20 protein-coding genes and 3 tRNA genes are annotated in these 20,744 nt (G+C 69.5%); 19 read left to right on the plus strand and 4 right to left on the minus strand.

Features of this window, described 5'->3' with window-relative positions; genetic code table 11:
• Positions 1 to 18: 18 nt before the first annotated feature.
• The gene (locus ABZX75_RS12760) at positions 19 to 459 is read left to right on the plus strand and encodes a DUF3574 domain-containing protein (protein ID WP_355410182.1); all 441 of its coding nucleotides are present in this window, start codon (positions 19 to 21) and stop codon (positions 457 to 459) included.
• Positions 460 to 531: 72 nt separating this feature from the next.
• Here the strand turns inward: ABZX75_RS12760 and ABZX75_RS12765 are convergent, their stop codons facing one another.
• Positions 532 to 1,188: an SDR family oxidoreductase gene (locus ABZX75_RS12765; RefSeq protein ID WP_355410183.1), complete on the minus strand. Its 657-nt coding sequence runs from the start codon at positions 1,186 to 1,188 to the stop codon at positions 532 to 534.
• A 54-nt stretch (positions 1,189 to 1,242) separates the two neighbouring features.
• A complete protein-coding gene (locus tag ABZX75_RS12770) occupies positions 1,243 to 2,637 on the minus strand; it encodes an amidohydrolase family protein (protein WP_355410184.1) in 1,395 nt (464 codons plus the stop codon).
• Between the two features lie 503 nt (positions 2,638 to 3,140).
• Between ABZX75_RS12770 and ABZX75_RS12775 the strand changes: the two genes are divergently transcribed.
• From ABZX75_RS12775 to ABZX75_RS12820, 10 genes are all read left to right on the plus strand, one after another.
• A tRNA-Thr gene (locus ABZX75_RS12775) sits at positions 3,141 to 3,213 on the plus strand.
• Between the two features lie 48 nt (positions 3,214 to 3,261).
• A tRNA-Met gene (locus ABZX75_RS12780) sits at positions 3,262 to 3,334 on the plus strand.
• 88 nt (positions 3,335 to 3,422) lie between these two features.
• Entirely contained in the window at positions 3,423 to 3,587 is a 165-nt protein-coding gene (rpmG, locus tag ABZX75_RS12785; protein ID WP_006604855.1) for a 50S ribosomal protein L33, read from the plus strand.
• 210 nt (positions 3,588 to 3,797) lie between these two features.
• On the plus strand, positions 3,798 to 4,250 hold the full coding sequence (locus ABZX75_RS12790; protein WP_355410185.1) for a MaoC family dehydratase N-terminal domain-containing protein: 453 nt from the start codon (positions 3,798 to 3,800) through the stop codon (positions 4,248 to 4,250).
• Position 4,251: 1 nt separating this feature from the next.
• A complete protein-coding gene (locus ABZX75_RS12795; RefSeq protein WP_355410186.1) occupies positions 4,252 to 4,680 on the plus strand; it encodes a MaoC family dehydratase in 429 nt (142 codons plus the stop codon).
• A 354-nt stretch (positions 4,681 to 5,034) separates the two neighbouring features.
• Positions 5,035 to 5,604 (plus strand): TetR/AcrR family transcriptional regulator, encoded by a 570-nt coding sequence (locus ABZX75_RS12800; RefSeq protein ID WP_355410187.1) that lies wholly within the window; start codon positions 5,035 to 5,037, stop codon positions 5,602 to 5,604.
• A 202-nt stretch (positions 5,605 to 5,806) separates the two neighbouring features.
• Positions 5,807 to 7,282, plus strand: a complete 1,476-nt coding sequence (locus ABZX75_RS12805) for a DHA2 family efflux MFS transporter permease subunit (protein WP_355410188.1) — start codon at positions 5,807 to 5,809, stop codon at positions 7,280 to 7,282.
• Positions 7,283 to 7,537: 255 nt separating this feature from the next.
• The gene (locus tag ABZX75_RS12810; RefSeq protein ID WP_355410189.1) at positions 7,538 to 7,936 is read left to right on the plus strand and encodes a DUF3291 domain-containing protein; all 399 of its coding nucleotides are present in this window, start codon (positions 7,538 to 7,540) and stop codon (positions 7,934 to 7,936) included.
• A gap of 72 nt (positions 7,937 to 8,008) precedes the next feature.
• Complete coding sequence (locus tag ABZX75_RS12815) at positions 8,009 to 9,064, plus strand: UDP-N-acetylmuramate dehydrogenase (RefSeq protein ID WP_355410190.1); 1,056 nt, start codon at positions 8,009 to 8,011, stop codon at positions 9,062 to 9,064.
• A 16-nt stretch (positions 9,065 to 9,080) separates the two neighbouring features.
• Positions 9,081 to 9,497: a hypothetical protein gene (locus ABZX75_RS12820; RefSeq protein ID WP_355410191.1), complete on the plus strand. Its 417-nt coding sequence runs from the start codon at positions 9,081 to 9,083 to the stop codon at positions 9,495 to 9,497.
• 39 nt (positions 9,498 to 9,536) lie between these two features.
• On the opposite strand, the gene ABZX75_RS12825 is transcribed toward ABZX75_RS12820, so the two are convergent.
• Positions 9,537 to 10,589 (minus strand): adenosine deaminase, encoded by a 1,053-nt coding sequence (locus tag ABZX75_RS12825; RefSeq protein WP_355410192.1) that lies wholly within the window; start codon positions 10,587 to 10,589, stop codon positions 9,537 to 9,539.
• A gap of 240 nt (positions 10,590 to 10,829) precedes the next feature.
• Positions 10,830 to 12,056 (minus strand): pyridoxal phosphate-dependent aminotransferase, encoded by a 1,227-nt coding sequence (locus tag ABZX75_RS12830; protein WP_355410193.1) that lies wholly within the window; start codon positions 12,054 to 12,056, stop codon positions 10,830 to 10,832.
• Positions 12,057 to 12,249: 193 nt separating this feature from the next.
• Here ABZX75_RS12830 and ABZX75_RS12835 point away from each other — a divergent pair.
• From ABZX75_RS12835 to rpoB, 8 genes are all read left to right on the plus strand, one after another.
• Positions 12,250 to 12,322, plus strand: a tRNA-Trp gene (locus ABZX75_RS12835).
• Between the two features lie 106 nt (positions 12,323 to 12,428).
• The gene (secE, locus tag ABZX75_RS12840; protein WP_030825982.1) at positions 12,429 to 12,710 is read left to right on the plus strand and encodes a preprotein translocase subunit SecE; all 282 of its coding nucleotides are present in this window, start codon (positions 12,429 to 12,431) and stop codon (positions 12,708 to 12,710) included.
• 84 nt (positions 12,711 to 12,794) lie between these two features.
• Positions 12,795 to 13,736 (plus strand): transcription termination/antitermination protein NusG, encoded by a 942-nt coding sequence (gene nusG, locus ABZX75_RS12845; protein WP_355410194.1) that lies wholly within the window; start codon positions 12,795 to 12,797, stop codon positions 13,734 to 13,736.
• A gap of 183 nt (positions 13,737 to 13,919) precedes the next feature.
• Positions 13,920 to 14,354 (plus strand): 50S ribosomal protein L11, encoded by a 435-nt coding sequence (rplK, locus tag ABZX75_RS12850; protein ID WP_355410195.1) that lies wholly within the window; start codon positions 13,920 to 13,922, stop codon positions 14,352 to 14,354.
• An 86-nt stretch (positions 14,355 to 14,440) separates the two neighbouring features.
• A complete protein-coding gene (gene rplA / locus ABZX75_RS12855; protein ID WP_355410196.1) occupies positions 14,441 to 15,169 on the plus strand; it encodes a 50S ribosomal protein L1 in 729 nt (242 codons plus the stop codon).
• 404 nt (positions 15,170 to 15,573) lie between these two features.
• Positions 15,574 to 16,104, plus strand: coding sequence for a 50S ribosomal protein L10 (rplJ, locus tag ABZX75_RS12860; protein ID WP_355410197.1), 531 nt, complete (start codon positions 15,574 to 15,576; stop codon positions 16,102 to 16,104).
• Positions 16,105 to 16,214: 110 nt separating this feature from the next.
• A complete protein-coding gene (rplL, locus tag ABZX75_RS12865) occupies positions 16,215 to 16,598 on the plus strand; it encodes a 50S ribosomal protein L7/L12 (protein WP_355410198.1) in 384 nt (127 codons plus the stop codon).
• Between the two features lie 567 nt (positions 16,599 to 17,165).
• Positions 17,166 to 20,648 (plus strand): DNA-directed RNA polymerase subunit beta, encoded by a 3,483-nt coding sequence (rpoB, locus tag ABZX75_RS12870; RefSeq protein WP_355410199.1) that lies wholly within the window; start codon positions 17,166 to 17,168, stop codon positions 20,646 to 20,648.
• The last annotated feature ends 96 nt before the right edge of the window (positions 20,649 to 20,744 follow it).

Below are 20,744 nucleotides of genomic sequence, written 5' to 3' on the forward strand. Positions count from 1 at the left end.
CCTGTTCGTTCACCGGGGGTGAAATGGACATTTGACACGCGGGGGAAGGTCGGGGGCGGAGTACTGCTCGCCCTGCTCGGCGCGGGGATTCCGGCTCTGGTGGGGGCAGCGCTCCACACGGACGTGGGCGAGCCGTACCAGGAGACCCGGCTGTACTTCGGCACCGACCGCCCGGACGGCCGGGACCCGATCAGGGAACGGGAGTTCATGCGGTTCCTGGACCGGGAGATCACGCCCGCCTTCCCGGAGGGGCTGACCGTCCAGGACGGGTACGGCCAGTGGCGGGGGCAGAACGGCGCGATCGTCCGCGAGACCTCGTACGAGGTCGTGCTGCTGTACCCCGAGAAGGAGGCCGGCGAGCGCAGTTCGCGCATCGAGCGGATCCGGCAGGCCTACGAGGACCGGTACCAGCAGGACTCGGTCGGGCGGTCCGACGACAAGGTGACCGCCGAGTTCTGAGCGGGGACCCGGGCCGTCCCGGCTTCCGGCGCCTCGACGTCGATCTGACCGGGACATGGACATGGCGGTGTGTCAGTTGCCCGCCATGTCCTTGACGGCCACCGACACCGGGGTCGATCCGGAGACCACTTCCAGGGTCAGTCCCGCCGTCGCCGGGGTGTCGATCAGCTCGGCCAGGACCGCCGCCACGTCGTCGCGCGGGATCGCCCCGCCGCCCGCGTGCGCCTCCAGGTGGACCAGGCCCGTACCGGCGTCGTCGACCAGCGAGCCCGGCCGCAGGATCGTCCACTCCAGGCCCAGCCGGGTGCGGACGTGCTCGTCGGCCTCGCCCTTCGCCCGCAGGTAGGCGTCGAAGACCTCGTCGCCCTCGCGGCGCGCGTCCGCGCCCATCGAAGAGACCATCAGGAAGCGCCGTACACGGGCCCGTTCGGCCGCGTCGGCGAACAGCACCGCCGCGCCGCGGTCCACGGTGTCCTTCCGGTCGACGCCGCTGCCGGGGCCCGCGCCGGCCGCGAACACCGCCGCGTCCGCGCCCTGCAGGATCCCCGCCACGTGCTCCACCGAGGCCGACTCCAGATCGCACAGCACCGGTTCGGCGCCCGCCTCCCTGAGGTCGTCGCCCTGAGCCGGGTCGCGGATGATGCCCGCGACCTCGTACCCGCGTGCGGCGAGCAGTCGCTCCAGCCGCAGCGCGATCTGACCGTGTCCACCCGCGATGACGATGCGCATGACCCGACCGTACGTCGAGCCGGGCGCCCACGCCCGCGAACGCCCGGCGAACCTTCAGGGCCCGGGCTCCGTACGGCCCTGCCGGGGAAGGTCCAGGGCCACCGCGACGGCGGAGTCGCAGTACTCGCGGACGGCACTCGTACGGGCTACCACCCGCCCGCGGTGGATCACGATCCTGCTGTACGCGAGGGAGAGCACGCCCGCGATCCGGTCCCCGCGCACGGCGAGGAGCTCCGCCGGGAAACCGGCCTCCACCCGCACCTCCGGCAGGCCCATGGCCTCACGGGCGGCGGCGCTGACCGCCTCGTAGGCCTCCCCTGCCCGCAGCCCGCCCTGCGAGGCCAGCAGGTACGCGGCCTCCAGCGGGTCGCCGCGCCCGACCGGGTTCCCGGCGTCCCGCAGCGCCCCGCTCCCGGCCGCCACCCGCACCCCGGAGGCCCGCAGCAGCCGTACGGGCGCGGTGCGCAGGCCGCGCCGTTCCAGGGCCGCGCAGTCGCCTTGGGGCAGGCAGGTCACCCGTACGCCGGCGGCGGCCAGCTGGTCGGCGGCGCGGCTCGCCACGTCCAGCGGAAGCCGGGACAGGCCGCCGCAGGGGCCGATCGTCACCCCGGGGCGCAGCCCGCCGGCCATCGCCGCGAGCCGGGAGAGGCGGGCCGGGTCGTCACCGTCCGTGTGCAGATCCACGGGGCAGCCGTGCTCGCCGGCGAGTTCCAGGACGGCTTCGAGGAAGCCCGTCGGGTCGGGATCGAGGTCGGGGCAGCCACCGATCACGGAGGCGCCCATCTTGACCGCGTCCCGCAGCATCGCGAACCCGTCCGCCCCCGCCGCCCCGGTCAGCAGCCGGGGTACGGCCACGGCGGTGAGGTCGGTGAGCCCGCGCAGCGAGCGGCGGGCCTGGAGCACGGCCTCCAGGGGGCCGAGGCCGTGCACGTCGCCGATGCGGACATGTGAGCGTACGGCGGTGGCGCCGTGGCCGAGCTGGAGCAGGGCCGCCTCGGTGGCCCGGCGCTGGACCTCGTCGGGGGTGTACGAGACGGGGCCCTCGCCGTCCGCGGTCAGGGCGGTGTCGCCGTGGGCGTGGGGCTCCGCGGGGGCGGGGAGCAGCAGGTAGCCGCTGAGGTCGACCCGGGAGAGGGCGGGCGCGGGGAGGCTGCCCGCGGTGCCGACGGCCTGGATCCGGCCGCCGCTGAGGCGGACGTCGACGGTGCGGCCGTCGGTGAGGCGGGCCCCGGCGAGCAGCAGGGTGGTGGCTTCGGAAGCGGCCGCTTCGGCGGGGCCGCGAGGGTGGCCGTGGTGGCCGCCGTGGCCGTGGCCGTGGCCCTGGGACGGGCTGGGTCCGCGGCCCCCGGACGGGCCGTGGGACGGGCCGTGGGCGGGTCCGTGGCCGCCGCCCGCGCCGCGGCCGCTGCGCGGGGAGGGGGACGGCTGCTGCGGCTGGCTGTCGGACATCGCGCTCCTGCGGGGGCTCGGGCGGTTCCTGGGCCCCTGGCCGCGGCCCGCGGCCCAAGATCACGCAGCGTGCTCAGAGCCTAGGGCGCGGCGCACCCCGCTTCACGGAAGAGGGCAATAGTCGTACCGGTGTGGTGCAGTCGTACCGGCGGTGTGGTGCTCACGCGCGCGAACGCGCCCGAACGCGCCCGAGCGCTGCTGTGCGTGCCCCACGGGCGCCTCTGCCTCTGCCCCTTGCCCGGTCCTTGTCCCCGGTCCCCGATGCGCTGCGCGGGGTTCCGTCGAAGAAGCGGTGGCGCTGAAGGGGCGCGCTGCCGCCTCGCGGCGGATGGAGGAGGCCACTTGACCGGCCGTCCGGTGTGAGCCCGCACACAATCCGCCCGAGAACCTGGCCCGGAGCCGTCGGAGGGTGGATCAAGAATCGCTTCCGAACCCCCTCGGAGCCCGGTCCCCGCAAAGGATTTGGGCGATCGGCGGGCAACCGTGTAATGTCTTCATCGCTCGCCCCAATAGCTCAGTCGGTAGAGCGTCTCCATGGTAAGGAGAAGGTCTGCGGTTCGATTCCGCATTGGGGCTCTGGTGAGAGAGGTTCCCTACCCTCGGGTGGGGAGCGGATCACATCAAAGCGGCGTAGCTCAGTCGGTAGAGCAAGCGGCTCATAATCGCTGTGTCACCGGTTCAAGTCCGGTCGCCGCTACACACAGTAGCCGATTGCGGGGTCGGTCTCCCGGTCGGCTACTCTTGTATGCGTTCATCCGTCCCAATTTCCGTCAAGGAGCACTCACGTGGCTGCCACCGACGTCCGCCCGAAGATCACGCTGGCCTGCGTGGAGTGCAAGGAGCGGAACTACATCACCAAGAAGAACCGGCGTAACGACCCGGACCGTCTTGAGATGAAGAAGCACTGCCCGCGTTGCAACTCGCACACCGCGCACCGCGAGACCCGCTGACCCTAGCGAGTCCCGTTAACAGGCTCCGTCATATCGTCATGAGGTCGTCCCCTTCATTTGGGGGCGGCCTTGTGTCGTTTCCGTGACCGGGCCGGCTCGGCGCATGAAGGTCTTGCGCTCGTCACTGCCTCTGCCTTTGTATCTGCCTTTGTATCGCCGTTGTACCTGCGTTTGTGTGTTTCATGTCCCTTCAACAGGAGGTAGTGAGTCATGGCGCTTGACCAGTCCTTCGTGGGGCGGAGCTACCCGCCCACCGATCCGTACGAGGTCGGCCGGGAGAAGATCCGCGAATTCGCGGTTGCGGTGGGTGACGCCAATCCCGTCTACACCGACCCCGAAGCCGCCAAGGCCCTCGGTCACCTCGACGTGATCGCACCGCCGACTTTTGTGTTTGCCATCACTTTCGCGGCGGCGGGCCAGGTGGTGAACGACCCGCAGCTGGGCCTGGACTACAGCCGCGTGGTGCACGGCGACCAGAAGTTCGCGTACTCGCGCCCCGTGCGCGCCGGTGACCGGCTCTCCGTGACCTCCACCATCGAGGCCGTGAAGTCGATGGCGGGCAACGACATCATCGACATCCGCGGTGAGGTCCACGACGAGACCGGCGAGCACGTGGTGACGGCGTGGACGAAGCTCGTCTCCCGCGCCCCCGAGGAGGCCTGACATGGCAGCGCAGATCAAGTACGCGGACGTCGAGGTCGGCACCGAGCTGCCGGCCGGGTCTTTTCCCGTGACGCGCGCCACGCTCGTCCGCTACGCCGGCGCCTCGGGCGACTTCAATCCGATCCACTGGAACGAGAAGTTCGCCAAGGAAGTCGGACTGCCGGACGTGATCGCGCACGGCATGTTCACCATGGCCGAGGCGATCCGCGTGGTCACCGACTGGGTCGGTGACCCGGGTGCGGTGGTCGAGTACGGCGTGCGCTTCACGAAGCCCGTCGTGGTCCCGAACGACGACCGGGGCGGGCTGATCGAGGTCACGGCGAAGGTCGCCGCCAAGCTGGACGACAACCGCGTACGGGTCGACCTGACGGCCATGAGCGCGGGTCAGAAGGTCCTGGGCATGTCCCGCGCGGTGGTCGCGCTCTCCTGACCGTCGCCGGTGACCTGGGGGCGGCCTGCTCGGCCACGGGCGCGCGGGCGTGCCGGCCGCGACCAGAGGCCGTCCGGGCCCCGGTTGACGGGCGCCTGCTCTGGAAGCCTGCTCCTGGTGGGGTGGTACGGGGCTCCCCGCCGCCGGGGGAGGCCCCGGGCCCGCTTCTTTCCCCCCTGCCCTGCCCTGCCGCAGAGTGGGGGCGCGGGCAGATGCGTCTGCCCGCGTCCACGTGCGGGGTCCCGGTCCCGTCTGCGGCTCGCCTGGTGGGGCTGACCGCGCACCGCCGCCGTGAGGCCGTTCAGGGGCCAGACCGCTTGACCAGGTTAGTGATTGAGTACTAACTTACGCCCCATGGTGAGGATGAGCGCAGACGAACGGCGCGAGAGCGTCATTCGCGCGGCGATGCACGAGTTCGCCCGCGGCGGCTACTACGGGACCTCCACCGAGGTGATCGCCCAGCGGGTGGGTGTCTCGCAGCCGTACCTCTTCCGCCTCTTCCCCAACAAGCAGGCGATGTTCCTCGCCGCCGCAGCCCGCTGCATGGAGGACATCCGGCTCACCTTCGAGCGGGCCGTCGAGGGCCGGCAGCCCGATGAAGCGCTCCAGGCGATGGGGGACGCGTACATCCGGCTCATCACCGACCGGCCCGAACTGCTCCAGATGCAGCTGCAGGCGAATGTCGCCGTCGCCGCCGCCGAAGCCGCCGCTGAGCCGGAGTTCGGCGTGATGCTGCGGGCCGGCTGGATGGAACTCTGGGACACCGTTCACCTGGCGCTCGGTGCCGATGCCGGCGCGACCGCCGACTTCATGGCGCACGGGATGCTCATCAACACGCTGGCCGCCATCGGCTTCCCGCCCGGCCACCGGATCTGGGAGGGCTGCCTCCCATCGGCACCCCTCAAAGGTCCGGCGCAGGAGTAGGGCAAGGCGCGACATCACCGCGTCGTCCGTACCGCGTTTTCTCCGCGGTGACGTCCGCGGTGACGTCCGTCGTGATGTCCATGGCGACGTCCACGGCCACGTCCGCAGTCGCGCCCGCAGTGGCGCCTGTGGCGACGGTCGAGGCGGGCACCTATCAGCAGGAAAGTTAGTCATCAATAACTAACAGCACCAGGGGGGAATCGTGACCACGCACAACCCGGAAACCAAGCTCCGCGGGCCCGCCGTCTGGGCCCTCGTCCTCACCGGCGTCGCCAGCTTCATGGCAGCCCTCGACAACCTCGTCGTCACCACCGCCCTCCCCGCCATCCGCGACGACCTCGGCGGCAAGCTGGAGGACCTGGAGTGGACGGTGAACGCCTACACGCTCACCTTCGCCGTCCTCCTCATGTTCGGTGCCGCCCTCGGTGACCGTTTCGGCCGCCGCAAGCTGTTCGTCATCGGCCTCGCGATCTTCACCGCCGCCTCCGCCGCGGCCGCGCTCTCGCCCGGCATCGACGCCCTCATCGCCGCCCGCGCCGTCCAGGGCGTCGGCGCCGCGATCATGATGCCGCTCACCCTCACCCTGCTCACCGCCGCCGTCCCCGCAGCCCGGCGCGGCATGGCCCTCGGCATCTACGGCGCCGTCACCGGCCTCGCCGTCGCCAGCGGCCCCCTCATCGGCGGCAGCCTCACCGAGCACATCTCCTGGCAGTGGATCTTCTGGCTCAACGTCCCCATAGGCCTCGCACTCATCCCCCTCGCCCGCCTGCGTCTGGCCGAGTCCACCGCCCCCGCGTCCCGCCTCGACATCCCCGGCACCCTGCTCATCAGCGGCGGCCTCTTCGGGATCGTCTACGCCCTGGTGAACGCCAACGCCGAGGGCTGGACCAGCGCCCCCGTCCTCCTCGGCCTGACCGTCGGTACGGCGCTCGTCGGCGCTTTCATCCACCACGGCTTCCGCAGCGCGCACGCCATGCTCCCCATGCGGCTCTTCCGCGACCGCGGCTTCCTCGGCATCAACCTGGCCGGTCTGCTGATGTTCCTGGGCATGTTCGGCTCGATCTTCCTGCTCAGCCAGTTCCTCCAGGGCGTCGTCGGCTACTCGCCCACCGAGGCCGGTCTGCGCATGCTCCCGTGGACCGGGATGCCGATGATCGTCGCCCCGCTCGCCGGGATCCTCTCCGACCGGATCGGCGGCCGCCCGGTCGTCGCCACCGGGCTGGCGCTCCAGGCGCTCGGCCTCGGCTGGTTCGCCGTGATCCTCAGTCCGGACGTCTCGTACGCCGCCCAGCTGCCGCCGATGATCCTCGGCGGGATCGGGATGGCCCTCTACTTCGCCCCCGCCGCCAACGTCCTGATGTCCACCGTGGCCCCCGCCGACCAGGGCAAGGCCTCCGGCACCAACAACGCCCTGCGCGAGGTCGGCGGAGCCCTCGGTGTCGCGGTCCTGGCCTCGGTCTTCTCCGCCCGGGGCGGCTACGAGTCCCCGCAGGCCTTCACCGACGGCACCGTCCCGGCCCTGGGGATCGGCGCTGCCGCCGTCGCCCTGGCCGCCGGACTGGCCCTGCTGCTGCCCCGCAAGCGGAAGACCGCCCCGGTCGTCGCCGCTCAGGCCGCCGTGACCGAGGCGGCCGCCGAAGCCGCCGAACCCCCGGGCAAGGTCCCCGCGGCCGGCTGACCGCGCCGACCCGGCTCGCGCCCGGAGGCCCGCGCCGACCCGGCTCGCGCCCGGAGGCCCGTGCCGACCGCGCTCTCGCCCGGCTGACCGCGCCGACCCCGCTCGCGCCCGGAGGCGCATGCCGGCCCGCTCCCGCCCGGCTGACCACGCCGACCCCGCTCGCGCCCCGCGGCCCGCGCCCGGATCCGGGCGGGAGAACCGCAGCACCGCCCCCGCACGCAGCCTCGTACACCTCATCGCCAAGGAGGACCCGCCATGCCCGACATCCCCTGGTCCACTCCCACCGCGGCCGACCCCGACGCCGAGGTCTGCGTCATGGCCTCCCGCTTCGAGACGACCACCCTCGCCGGCGCCCTCACGTTCCTCCTCAAGGCCCCCGGCATCGTCCGCCAGATCCGCAAGGCCCCCGGCGCCCATGGCGTCGCCCTGCGCGCCCGCGTCCTCGGCCGCACCTTCCTGACCCTCTCCGCCTGGCAGGACCGGGACGCGCTCTACCGGTTCGCCCGCGGCGAGCCCCACCTCTCCCGCTCCCGCGCCGCCGCCGCCTCCATGAAGGAGTCCGCCTTCACCTTCTGGACGGTGAAGGCCTCGGAGCTGCCGATCACCTGGGCCGAGGCCGAGCGCCGCCTCGCCGAGCAGAAGTCGGAGTACTGACTCCACGCGTCCCGGTCCCCCGGTCCGTGGCCCCGCAGGGATGCGAGGGGGACGGACCGTACTCTTGTCCACGTGCTGGAACTCCACGACGCCCCCCTCGCCCCGCTGACCACCTTCCGCCTCGGTGGCCCCGCCACCCGCCTGATCACGGCGACCACCGACGCCGAGGTGGTCGCCGCCGTCCGCGCCGCGGACGAGAGCGGCACCCCGCTCCTGGTCATCGGCGGCGGCAGCAACCTGGTCATCGGCGACAAGGGCTTCGACGGCACCGCCCTGCGCATCGCGACCACTGGCTTCGATCTCGACGGCACCACCCTGGAGCTCGCCGCCGGCGAGAACTGGAGCGAGGCCGTCACCCGCACCGTGGAGGCGGGCCTCGCCGGTGTCGAATGCCTCGCCGGAATCCCCGGCTCCGCCGGTGCGACCCCGATCCAGAACGTCGGGGCGTACGGCCAGGAGGTCTGCGAGACCATCACCGAGGTCGTCGCCTACGACCGCACCCACCGCGAGACGGTCACGCTGACCGCCGCCGAGTGCGCGTTCTCGTACCGCGACAGCCTCTTCAAGCACCAGCCCGAGCGGTACGTCGTCCTGCGCGTGCGCTTCGCCCTGGAAGACGCCGGCGGCCTCTCCGCGCCGATCAAGTACCCCGAGACCGCCCGCGCCCTCGGCGTCGAGGCCGGCGACCGGGTCCCGGCCGCCACCGCCCGCGAGACCGTGCTGCGCCTGCGCGCCGGCAAGGGCATGGTCCTCGACCCCGCCGACCACGACACGTGGTCGGCCGGCTCCTTCTTCCACAACCCGATCCTCACCGACGAGGAGTACGCCGCCTTCCTCGCCCGCGTCCAGGACCGCCTCGGCCCCGACACCGCCCCGCCCGCCTACCCCGCCGGCGACGGCCGTACGAAGACCAGCGCGGCCTGGCTGATCGACAAGGCCGGCTTCACCAAGGGCTACGGCACCGGCCCCGCGCGCATCTCCACCAAGCACACCCTCGCCCTCACCAACCGCGGCGAGGCCACCACCGAGGACCTCCTCGCCCTGGCCCGCGAGGTCGTCGCGGGTGTCCGCGCGGCCTTCGGCGTCACCCTGGTCAACGAGCCGGTGACGGTCGGCGTCAGCATCTGAGGAGTCCCGGCCGCCCATGCTCTGTCCCCTGCACGGGGCCGGTACGGACCCCACCCGCCTCGTGGGTCGCACACTCAGCAGAGTCGTCGCGTCCTGGCACATCAGCGACGGCGAGCGCTCCGAGGCTCCCCTCGACGTCTGGCTGATCGACAGCGCCGGCGACTCCATCCGGATCACCACCGGGTCCGACCAGTGCCTCATCGTCGAGTCCGCGGCGCCGCACGAGCCGTACGACCTGGGCGAGTGGGGCCGCATCGAGGTCGGCGAGGACCTCGGCGACCACCCCTTCCTGCGCCACCTCGGCGAGACCGTCGTCTCGGTCGCCGAGTACGCGCTGCCCGAGCAGGGCCGCACCCACCTGGAGATCGGCTTCCCGAACGGGGGCCGGGTACGAGCCGACTGCTACGAGGGGGACCTCAGGCTCACGCGCTGACCCTCACCCGCTCGCACGCCGGCGCTCACACGCCGCCGCTCACCCGGTGAGCCAGTGGTCGATCCCGGCCAGCAGCTTGGCCTGTACGTCGTCGGGCGCGGCGGAACCGCGCACCGACTGGCGGGCCAGCTCGGCGAGCTCCGCGTCCGTGAAGGCGTGGTGGCGGCGGGCGATCTCGTACTGGGCGGCCAGCCGGGACCCGAACAGCAGCGGGTCGTCCGCACCCAGGGCCATCGGCACCCCCGCCTCGAAGAGGGTGCGCAGCGGGACGTCCTCGGGCCGCTCGTACACCCCGAGGGCGACATTGGAGGCCGGGCAGACCTCGCAGGTGACCTGCCGGTCGGCGAGCCGCTTGAGCAGCCGCGGGTCCTCGGCCGCCCGTACGCCGTGCCCGATGCGGACGGCGCTCAGATCGTCGAGGCAGTCGCGGACCGAGGACGGGCCCGTGAGCTCGCCGCCGTGCGGGGCCGCGAGCAGGCCGCCCTCGCGGGCGATGGCGAAGGCCCGGTCGAAATCACGGGCCATGCCGCGGCGCTCGTCGTTGGAGAGCCCGAAACCGACGACGCCGCGGTCGGCGTAGCGGACGGCGAGGCGGGCCAGGGTGCGGGCGTCGAGGGGGTGCTTCATGCGGTTGGCGGCGATGAGGACGCGCATGCCGAGCCCGGTCTCCCGGGAGGCGGCGTCCACGGCGTCGAGGATGATCTCGACCGCCGGGATCATCCCGCCGAGGAGGGGCGCGTAGGAGGTGGGATCCACCTGGATCTCCAGCCAGCCGCTGCCGTCCCGTACGTCCTCCTCCGCGGCCTCGCGGACCAGGCGCCGGATGTCGTCGGGCTCGCGCAGGCAGGAGCGGGCGGCGTCGTAGAGCCGCTGGAAGCGGAACCAGCCGCGCTCGTCGGTGGCCCGCAGCTTGGGGGGCTCTCCGGCGGTGAGTGCGTCGGGCAGGCGCACGCCGTACTTGTCGGCGAGCTCCAGCAGGGTCGACGGGCGCATCGACCCGGTGAAGTGCAGGTGGAGATGGGCCTTGGGCAGGAGCGTGAGGTCTCGTGCGTGCGGGGGGTTCGGGGGGTGTCCCCCTGAGAGGGGCAGCATTCAGTGATCCTGCCGTACGCACGCGCTGAGCGGGAGGGCGTTTTCCCGATCGGGGGCTTGCTCGAACGCGGAAGCGGCCGGGGCCGGCTGCGGGCCGACTGCCGGGGCCCGGCCCCGGACCCGTGCCTCCACGCCGACGGGGCCGGGTGGGTCCGCCGCGTGCGCTGACGGGGGCCGAGATGCGCCCGAGCGGCGTCTCCCACTCGGGGAGACGCCGCTCGGGACCGGCTGCCGGCCGCGTCAGGCCTTGGCTTCGGCCAGGAGCTTCTGGATGCGGGACACACCCTCGACCAGGTCCTCGTCGCCCAGGGCGTACGAGAGGCGCAGGTAGCCCGGGGTGCCGAAGGCCTCGCCCGGGACGACCGCGACCTCGACCTCGTCGAGGATCAGGGCGGCCAGCTCGACCGAGCTCTGCGGGCGCTTGCCGCGGATCTCCTTGCCGAGGAGCTCCTTGACGGAGGGGTACGCGTAGAACGCGCCCTCGGGGGTCGGGCAGAAGACGCCGTCGATCTCGTTCAGCATCTTGACCATGGTCTGGCGGCGGCGGTCGAAGGCCTTGCGCATCTCCGCGACCGCGTCCAGGTTGCCCGAGACGGCGGCCAGGGCGGCCACCTGGGCCACGTTGGAGACGTTCGACGTGGCGTGGGACTGCAGGTTCGTCGCGGCCTTCACGACGTCCTTCGGGCCGATGACCCACCCGACGCGCCAGCCGGTCATCGCGTACGTCTTGGCGACGCCGTTGACCACGATGCACTTGTCGGCCAGCGCGGGCACCAGCACCGGAAGCGAGGTGAACTTCGCGTCGCCGTAGACGAGGTGCTCGTAGATCTCGTCCGTCAGCACCCACAGGCCGTGCGAGGCGGCCCACTCGCCGATCGCGCGGGCGTCGTCCTCGCTGTAGACGGCCCCGGTCGGGTTGGACGGGGAGACGAAGAGGACGACCTTGGTGCGCTCGGTGCGCGCTGCCTCCAGCTGCTCGACGGAGACGCGGTAGCCGGTGGTCTCGTCGGCGACGACGTCGACCGGCACACCGCCGGCGAGACGGATGGACTCCGGGTAGGTGGTCCAGTACGGGGCCGGGACGATGACCTCGTCACCCGGGTCGAGGATGGAGGCGAAGGCCTCGTAGATCGCCTGCTTGCCGCCGTTGGTCACGAGGATCTGCGACGGGTCGACCTCGTAGCCGGAGTCGCGCAGCGTCTTCGCGGCGATCGCGGCCTTCAGCTCGGGCAGGCCGCCGGCCGGCGTGTAGCGGTGGTACTTGGGGTTGCGGCAGGCCTCGATCGCGGCCTCGACGATGTAGTCCGGGGTCGGGAAGTCGGGCTCGCCCGCGCCGAAGCCGATCACCGGGCGTCCGGCGGCCTTGAGGGCCTTGGCCTTGGCGTCGACGGCGAGGGTGGCGGACTCGGAAATGGCGCCGATACGGGCGGACACCCGGCGCTCGGAGGAAGGCGTTGCAGAGGTCATGCGGGCAATCGTCCCAGACGGCAAAGACGCGCGGCACACCGTTTCAGGTACCGGACCGGAGCACGTCAGCTCGGGTTCTGTTCGACGTCGGCGCCCGGACCACGTACACTCACCTGTCGTTGGACCTCGCCGACTGCCCCGGAGCGTGCGCACTCCGTGCACTCATCCGGATGCGGTAGGTTGGGGGACACAAAGGGTCGTAGCTCAATTGGTAGAGCACTGGTCTCCAAAACCAGCGGTTGGGGGTTCGAGTCCCTCCGGCCCTGCTCCACACTCCTTCTCGGATGTGTGTGCGCAGGTACGTACTTTGATGCAACGCCGTGCGGCGCAACCGGGCGCGGTACGGCCACGACCCGGATTCAGGTGAGAGACGTGACGGACGCCCTGGGCTCCATCGACATGCCTGACGCCGAGGACGAGACTCGCGAGAAGAAGGCCCGCAAGGGCGGCAAGCGCGGCAAGAAGGGCCCCCTGGGCCGGCTCGCGCTGTTCTACCGCCAGATCGTCGCGGAACTCCGCAAGGTTGTATGGCCCACTCGCAACCAGCTCACGACGTACACCACCGTGGTGATTGTCTTCGTCGTCATCATGATCGGTCTGGTGACCGTGATTGACTATGGGTTCCAGGAAGCCATCAAGTTCGTCTTCGGCTGATCCCCGCGGAGGGCGGCGCCTTGATGGGTGCCGCCCGTTTTCGCATGTTCCACCACCTTTTGTATCCAGGAAGAAGCAGCCACCGTGTCTGACCCGAACCTGAACGTGAGCCACGACTCCGTCGAGTCCGTCGAGGACGAGCTCGACATCGTCGAGGCGGCAGACGCTGTGGACCCCGACGAGGCCGAGCACGCCGACGCCAAGGCGGGTGTCGCAGCCGAGGAGGCCGCGCTGCACGTCGAGGGCGAGATCGACGCCCGGGTCGAGGACGACGCCGAGGTCGAAGAGGCTGACGACGACGCCGAGGCCGCGACCGGCGCGGACGCCGAGACCGAGACCGACGCGGCGGCCGAAGCCGAGACCGACGAGGCCGCCGAAGAGGCTGCCCCGGTCGAGCCCGCCGAGCCGGTCGACCCCGTCCAGGCCCTGCGCGAGGAGCTGCGTCTCCTGCCCGGCGAGTGGTACGTGATCCACACCTACGCCGGCTACGAGAAGCGCGTGAAGGCCAACCTGGAGCAGCGTGCCGTCTCGCTGAACGTCGAGGAGTTCATCTACCAGGCCGAGGTGCCCGAGGAAGAGATCGTCCAGATCAAGAACGGCGAGCGCAAGAACGTCCGGCAGAACAAGCTGCCCGGTTACGTTCTCGTCCGCATGGATCTGACGAACGAGTCCTGGGGCGTCGTCCGCAACACGCCTGGCGTCACCGGCTTCGTCGGCAACGCGTACGACCCGTACCCGCTGACCCTGGACGAGATCGTCAAGATGCTCGCCCCGGAGGCACAGGAGAAGGCCGCCAAGGCCGCGGCGGAAGAGGCCGGCCTGCCCGCGCCCTCCGTCAAGCGCGAGATCCAGGTGCTCGACTTCGAGGTCGGCGACTCGGTCACCGTCACCGACGGCCCGTTCGCGACGCTCCAGGCGACCATCAACGAGATCAACCCGGACTCGAAGAAGGTCAAGGGTCTCGTCGAGATCTTCGGCCGCGAGACCCCGGTCGAGCTCAGCTTCGACCAGATCCAGAAGAACTGATCCACTCCGTGTGATCCAGGGCTTCTGAGCCACAGCTTCCGGACAGGTCAGACCACCCCTCAAGGGCGGTCTGACCTGCTCGGTTTTTAGCCCCGCACCTATACCCGTTATCGTGGTGCGGTATGCCTCCATCCGGATGACCGGTTGGCGGCTGAAAACTCTCACTAGGACCCGGAGAGAGCAATGCCTCCCAAGAAGAAGAAGATCACGGGGCTTATCAAGCTCCAGATCAAGGCCGGTGCGGCCAACCCGGCTCCGCCGGTCGGCCCCGCGCTCGGTCAGCACGGCGTCAACATCATGGAGTTCTGCAAGGCCTACAACGCCGCGACCGAGTCGCAGCGCGGCATGGTCGTGCCGGTGGAGATCACGGTCTACGACGACCGCTCCTTCACCTTCATCACCAAGACTCCGCCCGCCGCGCGCCTCATCCTGAAGAGCGCGGGCATTGAGAAGGGCTCCGGCGAGCCGCACAAGACCAAGGTCGCGAAGCTGACGCGCGCCCAGGTCCGCGAGATCGCCGAGCTCAAGATGCCCGACCTGAACGCCAACGACATCGACGCCGCCGAGAAGATCATCTCCGGCACCGCGCGTTCGATGGGCATCACGGTCGAAGGCTGATCCAGCCACCCCAGCACCACAGTGGTAGGGCCAAGCGCTGGTCCGCACCACGACTCCACGCCTGAAGTCACAACACAGGAGCAGAAGTGAAGCGCAGCAAGACTCTCCGCGCTGCGGACGCCAAGATCGACCGGGAGAAGCAGTACGCCCCGCTCGAGGCCGTCCGTCTCGCCAAGGAGACCTCCACGACCAAGTTCGACAGCACCGTCGAGGTCGCCTTCCGCCTGGGTGTCGACCCGCGCAAGGCCGACCAGATGGTCCGTGGCACCGTGAACCTCCCGCACGGCACCGGCAAGACCGCCCGGGTCCTGGTCTTCGCGACCGGTGACCGTGCTGCGGCCGCGGTAGCCGCCGGCGCCGACATCGTCGGCGACGACGAGCTCATCGGCGAGATCGCCAAGGGCAACCGCCTCAACGAGTTCGACGCCGTTGTCGCCACCCCGGACCTCATGGGCAAGGTCGGCCGCCTCGGCCGCGTGCTCGGTCCCCGTGGCCTCATGCCGAACCCGAAGACCGGCACCGTCACGATGGACGTCGCCAAGGCTGTCACCGAGATCAAGGGTGGCAAGATCGAGTTCCGCGTCGACAAGCACTCGAACCTGCACTTCATCATCGGCAAGGTCTCCTTCTCCGATGAGCAGCTGGTCGAGAACTACGGCGCGGCCCTGGACGAGATCCTTCGTCTGAAGCCGTCCGCCGCGAAGGGCCGCTACATCAAGAAGGCCGCCCTGAGCACCACGATGGGTCCCGGCATCATGCTGGACTCCAACCGCACCCGGAACCTCCTCGTCGAGGAAGACCCGGCTGCTGTCTGAGCCTGACGGCTCACCGAGTGGCTGAAAGGACCCCTCGCCCGCCTTCACGGGCGGCGAGGGGTCCTTTCGCGTACGGGCCGCCGAAGGCCCCGGCAAGCGCCCGTGAGGCCTCGTCGAGGACTGCTCGCCGAGCGTCGGTCTCGGTGCCCGATGAGGCGATTTGCCTTGGCTCGAACCTTTCACGTACGCTTCACCAGAAGCCAAAGACCGCTGGTCGTTGCCGTGTCCGAAAGGGTGCGGCGGCCGAAGGATCCGCTGACTGCGGACGTCCTGCGCAGGTGTTCGTGGAGGAGTTCCCGGAGCAATCCGGTGGAGCTTAAGCCCCGTGCGCTTGCGCCGGGGCGTTTCGTTTTGTTCAGCCCCTTCTGAGCGGTCCTCATCACCCGGAAGGAGGCCGACGCTCTATGGCAAGGCCCGACAAGGCTGCCGCGGTAGCCGAGCTCACGGACGCGTTCCAGAGCTCGAACGCCGCCGTGCTGACCGAGTACCGGGGTCTCACCGTCGCGCAGCTCAAGACGCTGCGTCGTTCGCTCGGTGAGAACGCCCAGTACGCCGTGGTGAAGAACACGCTGACCAAGATTGCGGCCAACCAGGCCGGGATCACCGCGCTGGACGAGCACTTCGCTGGTCCGACCGCGGTCGCCTTCATCACCGGTGACCCGGTGGAGTCGGCGAAGAGCCTGCGTGACTTCGCCAAGGACAACCCGAATCTCATCATCAAGGCGGGTGTCCTTGATGGCAAGGCGCTCTCCGCCGATGAGATCAAGAAGCTTGCGGACCTCGAGTCCCGCGAGGTTCTGCTCAGCAAGCTGGCCGGCGCGTTCAAGGGCAAGCAGTCTCAGGCTGCCTCGCTCTTCCAGGCGCTGCCGTCGAAGTTCGTCCGCACCGCGGAAGCGCTTCGCGTCAAGCTCGCCGAGCAGGGCGGTGCCGAGTAATTCGGCTCGCGCACTGATCTACGCCGCCTAGTGCGTGGGTCGTAGCGGGCCGTTACGCCCGCCTCTCAATACATCCGGCACCTGCCGAATTAGTGGAAGGATCGCCCGTCATGGCGAAGCTCTCTCAGGACGACCTCCTCGCCCAGTTCGAGGAGATGACCCTCATCGAGCTCTCCGAGTTCGTGAAGGCCTTCGAGGAGAAGTTCGACGTCACCGCCGCCGCGGCCGTCGCCGTTGCCGCCCCGGGTGCCCCCGGCGCTCCGGCCGAGGCCGCCGAGGAGCAGGACGAGTTCGACGTCGTCCTCACCTCTGCCGGTGACAAGAAGATCCAGGTCATCAAGGTCGTGCGTGAGCTGACCTCCCTGGGCCTCAAGGAGGCCAAGGACCTCGTGGACGGCGCCCCGAAGCCCGTCCTCGAGAAGGTCGCCAAGGAGGCCGCTGACAAGGCCGCCGAGGCCCTCAAGGCTGCCGGCGCCGGCGTCGAGGTCAAGTAACACCTCCGGAGCCTCCTGCAAGGCTCCCGCGAAGGGCGATCACCCGTAAGGGTGGTCGCCCTTCGGCGTACCCGCAGTGCCTGATTTGCCCTGGTCTCGTTGGGGAGTAGGGTGATCATCGTTGCCCCGCGGCAGGGTCCGGAGATGATCCGCACGGAGCAGGGGGCCTTGACGAACGGGACGCGGCGCGCAATTCTCAGACCGGTCGCGGCTCGGACAGCTCGATCCGAGATCCGAGGCATGGATCGACTACGAAGAGGGCAGTACTGATACGCGCTCTGTGTATGAGTGCCGCAGCGTTGAAGCGATGTTGGACAAACGACATGGGGAAGGCCTGTTGCCGGTTTCCGGAAACCTGGTCTGGACATCAGTGAGCCGACTGGCTACACTGACCCTTTGCGCTGCCTGTTAGCTGCCCCCTGCCCGTCGCCAGGGGCATGCCCACGCTTGAGCACACTGATTGATCGCCCCGACCTGGACTTTTGACCAGATCGGAAGCGCTTGTCTTCTGTGTCGGCTGGGACCGGTACGCGCGTAGTGAGTCCGAGCCCTCGGAAGGACCCCCTCTTGGCCGCCTCGCGCAACGCCTCGACCAATACGAACAACGGTGCCAGCACCGCCCCGCTGCGCATCTCCTTTGCAAAGATCAAGGAGCCCCTCGAGGTTCCGAACCTCCTGGCGCTGCAGACCGAGAGCTTTGACTGGCTGCTCGGCAACGCGGCCTGGAAGGCTCGCGTCGAGTCGGCGCTTGAGAGTGGACAGGACGTCCCCACCAAGTCCGGTCTGGAAGAGATCTTCGAGGAGATCTCGCCGATCGAGGACTTCTCCGGGTCGATGTCGCTGACCTTCCGCGACCACCGTTTCGAGCCGGCGAAGAACTCTGTCGACGAGTGCAAGGACCGCGACTTCACGTACGCGGCGCCGCTGTTCGTCACAGCCGAGTTCACGAACAACGAGACCGGAGAGATCAAGTCTCAGACGGTCTTCATGGGCGATTTCCCGCTCATGACCAACAAGGGCACCTTCGTCATCAACGGCACCGAGCGTGTCGTCGTGTCGCAGCTTGTCCGTTCCCCCGGTGTCTACTTCGACTCCTCGATCGACAAGACGTCCGACAAGGACATCTTCTCCGCCAAGATCATCCCGTCCCGGGGTGCCTGGCTGGAGATGGAGATCGACAAGCGCGACATGGTCGGTGTCCGCATCGACCGCAAGCGCAAGCAGTCCGTCACCGTTCTCCTCAAGGCTCTCGGTTGGACCACCGAGCAGATCATGGAGGAGTTCGGCCAGTACGAGTCCATGCGCGCCACCCTGGAGAAGGACCACACCCAGGGTCAGGACGACGCGCTGCTCGACATCTACCGCAAGCTGCGCCCGGGCGAACCGCCGACCCGCGAGGCCGCTCAGACGCTGCTCGAGAACCTCTACTTCAACCCGAAGCGCTACGACCTCGCGAAGGTCGGCCGCTACAAGGTGAACAAGAAGCTCGGCGCCGATGAGCCGCTGGACGCCGGCGTGCTCACCACCGACGACGTCATCGCCACGATCAAGTACCTGGTCAAGCTGCACGCCGGCGAGACCGAGACGACCGGCGAGTCCGGCCGTTCGATCGTGGTCGAGACCGACGACATCGACCACTTCGGCAACCGTCGTCTGCGCAACGTCGGCGAGCTCATCCAGAACCAGGTCCGCACGGGTCTGGCTCGTATGGAGCGCGTCGTCCGCGAGCGCATGACGACTCAGGACGTCGAGGCCATCACGCCGCAGACCCTGATCAACATCCGGCCGGTCGTCGCCTCCATCAAGGAGTTCTTCGGCACCAGCCAGCTGTCGCAGTTCATGGACCAGAACAACCCGCTGTCGGGTCTGACCCACAAGCGCCGCCTGTCGGCGCTGGGCCCCGGTGGTCTGTCCCGTGAGCGGGCCGGCTTCGAGGTCCGTGACGTTCACCCGTCGCACTACGGCCGCATGTGCCCGATCGAGACCCCTGAAGGCCCGAACATCGGTCTGATCGGCTCGCTCGCGTCCTACGGCCGGGTCAACGCGTTCGGCTTCGTCGAGACCCCGTACCGCAAGGTCATCGACGGTGTCGTCACCGACGAGGTCGACTACCTGACCGCCGACGAGGAAGACCGCTTCGTCATCGCCCAGGCCAACGCCGGCCTGTCCGACGACATGCGCTTCACCGAGACCCGCGTGCTGGTGCGCCGTCGTGGCGGCGAGATCGACTACATCGCCGGCGACGACGTCGACTACATGGACGTCTCCCCGCGCCAGATGGTGTCCGTCGCTACCGCGATGATCCCCTTCCTGGAGCACGACGACGCCAACCGTGCCCTCATGGGCGCGAACATGATGCGCCAGGCCGTTCCGCTCATCAAGGCGGAGGCCCCGCTCGTCGGCACCGGCATGGAGTACCGCTGTGCGGTCGACGCCGGTGACTCGATCAAGGCGGAGAAGGACGGTGTCGTCCAGGAGGTCTCGGCCGACTACATCACCGTCGCCAACGACGACGGCACGTACACCACGTACCGCGTCGCCAAGTTCTCCCGCTCGAACCAGGGCACCTCGGTCAACCAGAAGGTCATCGTCAACGAGGGTGACCGGATCGTCGAGGACCAGGTCCTCGCCGACGGCCCGGCCACCGAAGAGGGCGAAATGGCCCTCGGCAAGAACCTGCTCGTCGCGTTCATGCCGTGGGAAGGTCACAACTACGAGGACGCGATCATCCTGTCGCAGCGCCTCGTGCAGGACGACGTCCTCTCCTCGATCCACATCGAGGAGCACGAGGTCGACGCCCGTGACACCAAGCTCGGCCCCGAGGAGATCACCCGGGACATCCCGAACGTCTCCGAGGAGGTCCTCGCGGACCTCGACGAGCGCGGCATCATCCGCATCGGTGCGGACGTCGTCGCCGGCGACATCCTGGTCGGCAAGGTCACGCCCAAGGGCGAGACCGAGCTGACCCCGGAGGAGCGCCTGCTCCGCGCGATCTTCGGTGAGAAGGCCCGCGAGGTGCGTGACACCTCGCTCAAGGTCCCTCACGGTGAGATCGGCAAGGTCATCGGTGTCCGCGTCTTCGACCGCGAGGAGGGCGACGAGCTTCCTCCGGGCGTGAACCAGCTGGTCCGCGTCTACGTCGCCCAGAAGCGCAAGATCACCGACGGTGACAAGCTCGCCGGCCGCCACGGCAACAAGGGTGTCATCTCCAAGATCCTTCCGATCGAGGACATGCCCTTCCTTGAGGACGGCACGCCGGTCGACATCATCCTGAACCCGCTGGGTGTCCCGTCCCGAATGAACCCGGGACAGGTCCTGGAGATCCACCTCGGCTGGCTCGCCAGCCGCGGCTGGGACGTCTCCGGCCTCGGCGAGGAGTGGGCCGAGCGTCTGAAGGTCATCGGTGCCGACAAGGTCGCGCCCGGTACCAACGTCGCCACCCCGGTGTTCGACGGTGCCCGTGAGGACGAGCTCGCCGGCCTCTTCGAGCACACCATCCCGAACCGCGACGGTGACCGTCTGGTCATGCCGTCCGGCAAGGCGCGTCTGTTCGACGGCCGCTCCGGTGAGCCGTTCCCGGACCCGATCTCCATCGGGTACATGTACATCCTCAAGCTCCACCACCTGGTCGACGACAAGCTCCACGCCCGGTCGACCGGTCCGTACTCGATGATCACGCAGCAGCCGCTGGGTGGTAAGGCACAGTTCGGTGGCCAGCGATTCGGTGAGATGGAGGTGTGGGCGCTCGAGGCTTACGGCGCCGCTTACGCCCTCCAGGAACTGCTGACCATCAAGTCCGACGACGTCACCGGCCGCGTGAAGGTCTACGAGGCCATCGTCAAGGGCGAGAACATTCCCGAGCCGGGCATTCCCGAGTCCTTCAAGGTGCTCATCAAGGAAATGCAGTCGCTCTGCCTCAACGTGGAGGTGCTGTCCTCGGACGGCATGTCCATCGAGATGCGCGACACCGACGAGGACGTCTTCCGCGCGGCGGAGGAGCTCGGTATCGACCTGTCCCGGCGTGAGCCGAGCAGCGTCGAAGAGGTCTGACGGGCCTGACGGGGGGCTCCGACAAGAGCCCCCCGTCATCCCCGGGACCGTTCAGACCATGATTGAGACTCGACCCCGAAAGAGGGATTGACGCAC

This window comes from Streptomyces sp. NPDC003038 (genome assembly GCF_040611115.1).
In the GTDB taxonomy this organism is placed as follows: Bacteria; Actinomycetota; Actinomycetes; order Streptomycetales; family Streptomycetaceae; genus Streptomyces.

Coding starts and splice junctions, on each gene's coding strand:
- ABZX75_RS12765 (WP_355410183.1), bottom strand. CDS start 1,188: ATGCGCATCGTCATCGCGGGTGGACACGGTCAGATCGCGCTGCGGCTG.
- ABZX75_RS12770 (WP_355410184.1), bottom strand. CDS start 2,637: ATGTCCGACAGCCAGCCGCAGCAGCCGTCCCCCTCCCCGCGCAGCGGC.
- ABZX75_RS12790 (WP_355410185.1), top strand. CDS start 3,798: ATGGCGCTTGACCAGTCCTTCGTGGGGCGGAGCTACCCGCCCACCGAT.
- ABZX75_RS12795 (WP_355410186.1), top strand. CDS start 4,252: ATGGCAGCGCAGATCAAGTACGCGGACGTCGAGGTCGGCACCGAGCTG.
- ABZX75_RS12800 (WP_355410187.1), top strand. CDS start 5,035: ATGGTGAGGATGAGCGCAGACGAACGGCGCGAGAGCGTCATTCGCGCG.
- ABZX75_RS12810 (WP_355410189.1), top strand. CDS start 7,538: ATGCCCGACATCCCCTGGTCCACTCCCACCGCGGCCGACCCCGACGCC.
- ABZX75_RS12820 (WP_355410191.1), top strand. CDS start 9,081: ATGCTCTGTCCCCTGCACGGGGCCGGTACGGACCCCACCCGCCTCGTG.
- ABZX75_RS12825 (WP_355410192.1), bottom strand. CDS start 10,589: ATGCTGCCCCTCTCAGGGGGACACCCCCCGAACCCCCCGCACGCACGA.
- ABZX75_RS12830 (WP_355410193.1), bottom strand. CDS start 12,056: ATGACCTCTGCAACGCCTTCCTCCGAGCGCCGGGTGTCCGCCCGTATC.
- rplK (WP_355410195.1), top strand. CDS start 13,920: ATGCCTCCCAAGAAGAAGAAGATCACGGGGCTTATCAAGCTCCAGATC.
- rplJ (WP_355410197.1), top strand. CDS start 15,574: ATGGCAAGGCCCGACAAGGCTGCCGCGGTAGCCGAGCTCACGGACGCG.
- rplL (WP_355410198.1), top strand. CDS start 16,215: ATGGCGAAGCTCTCTCAGGACGACCTCCTCGCCCAGTTCGAGGAGATG.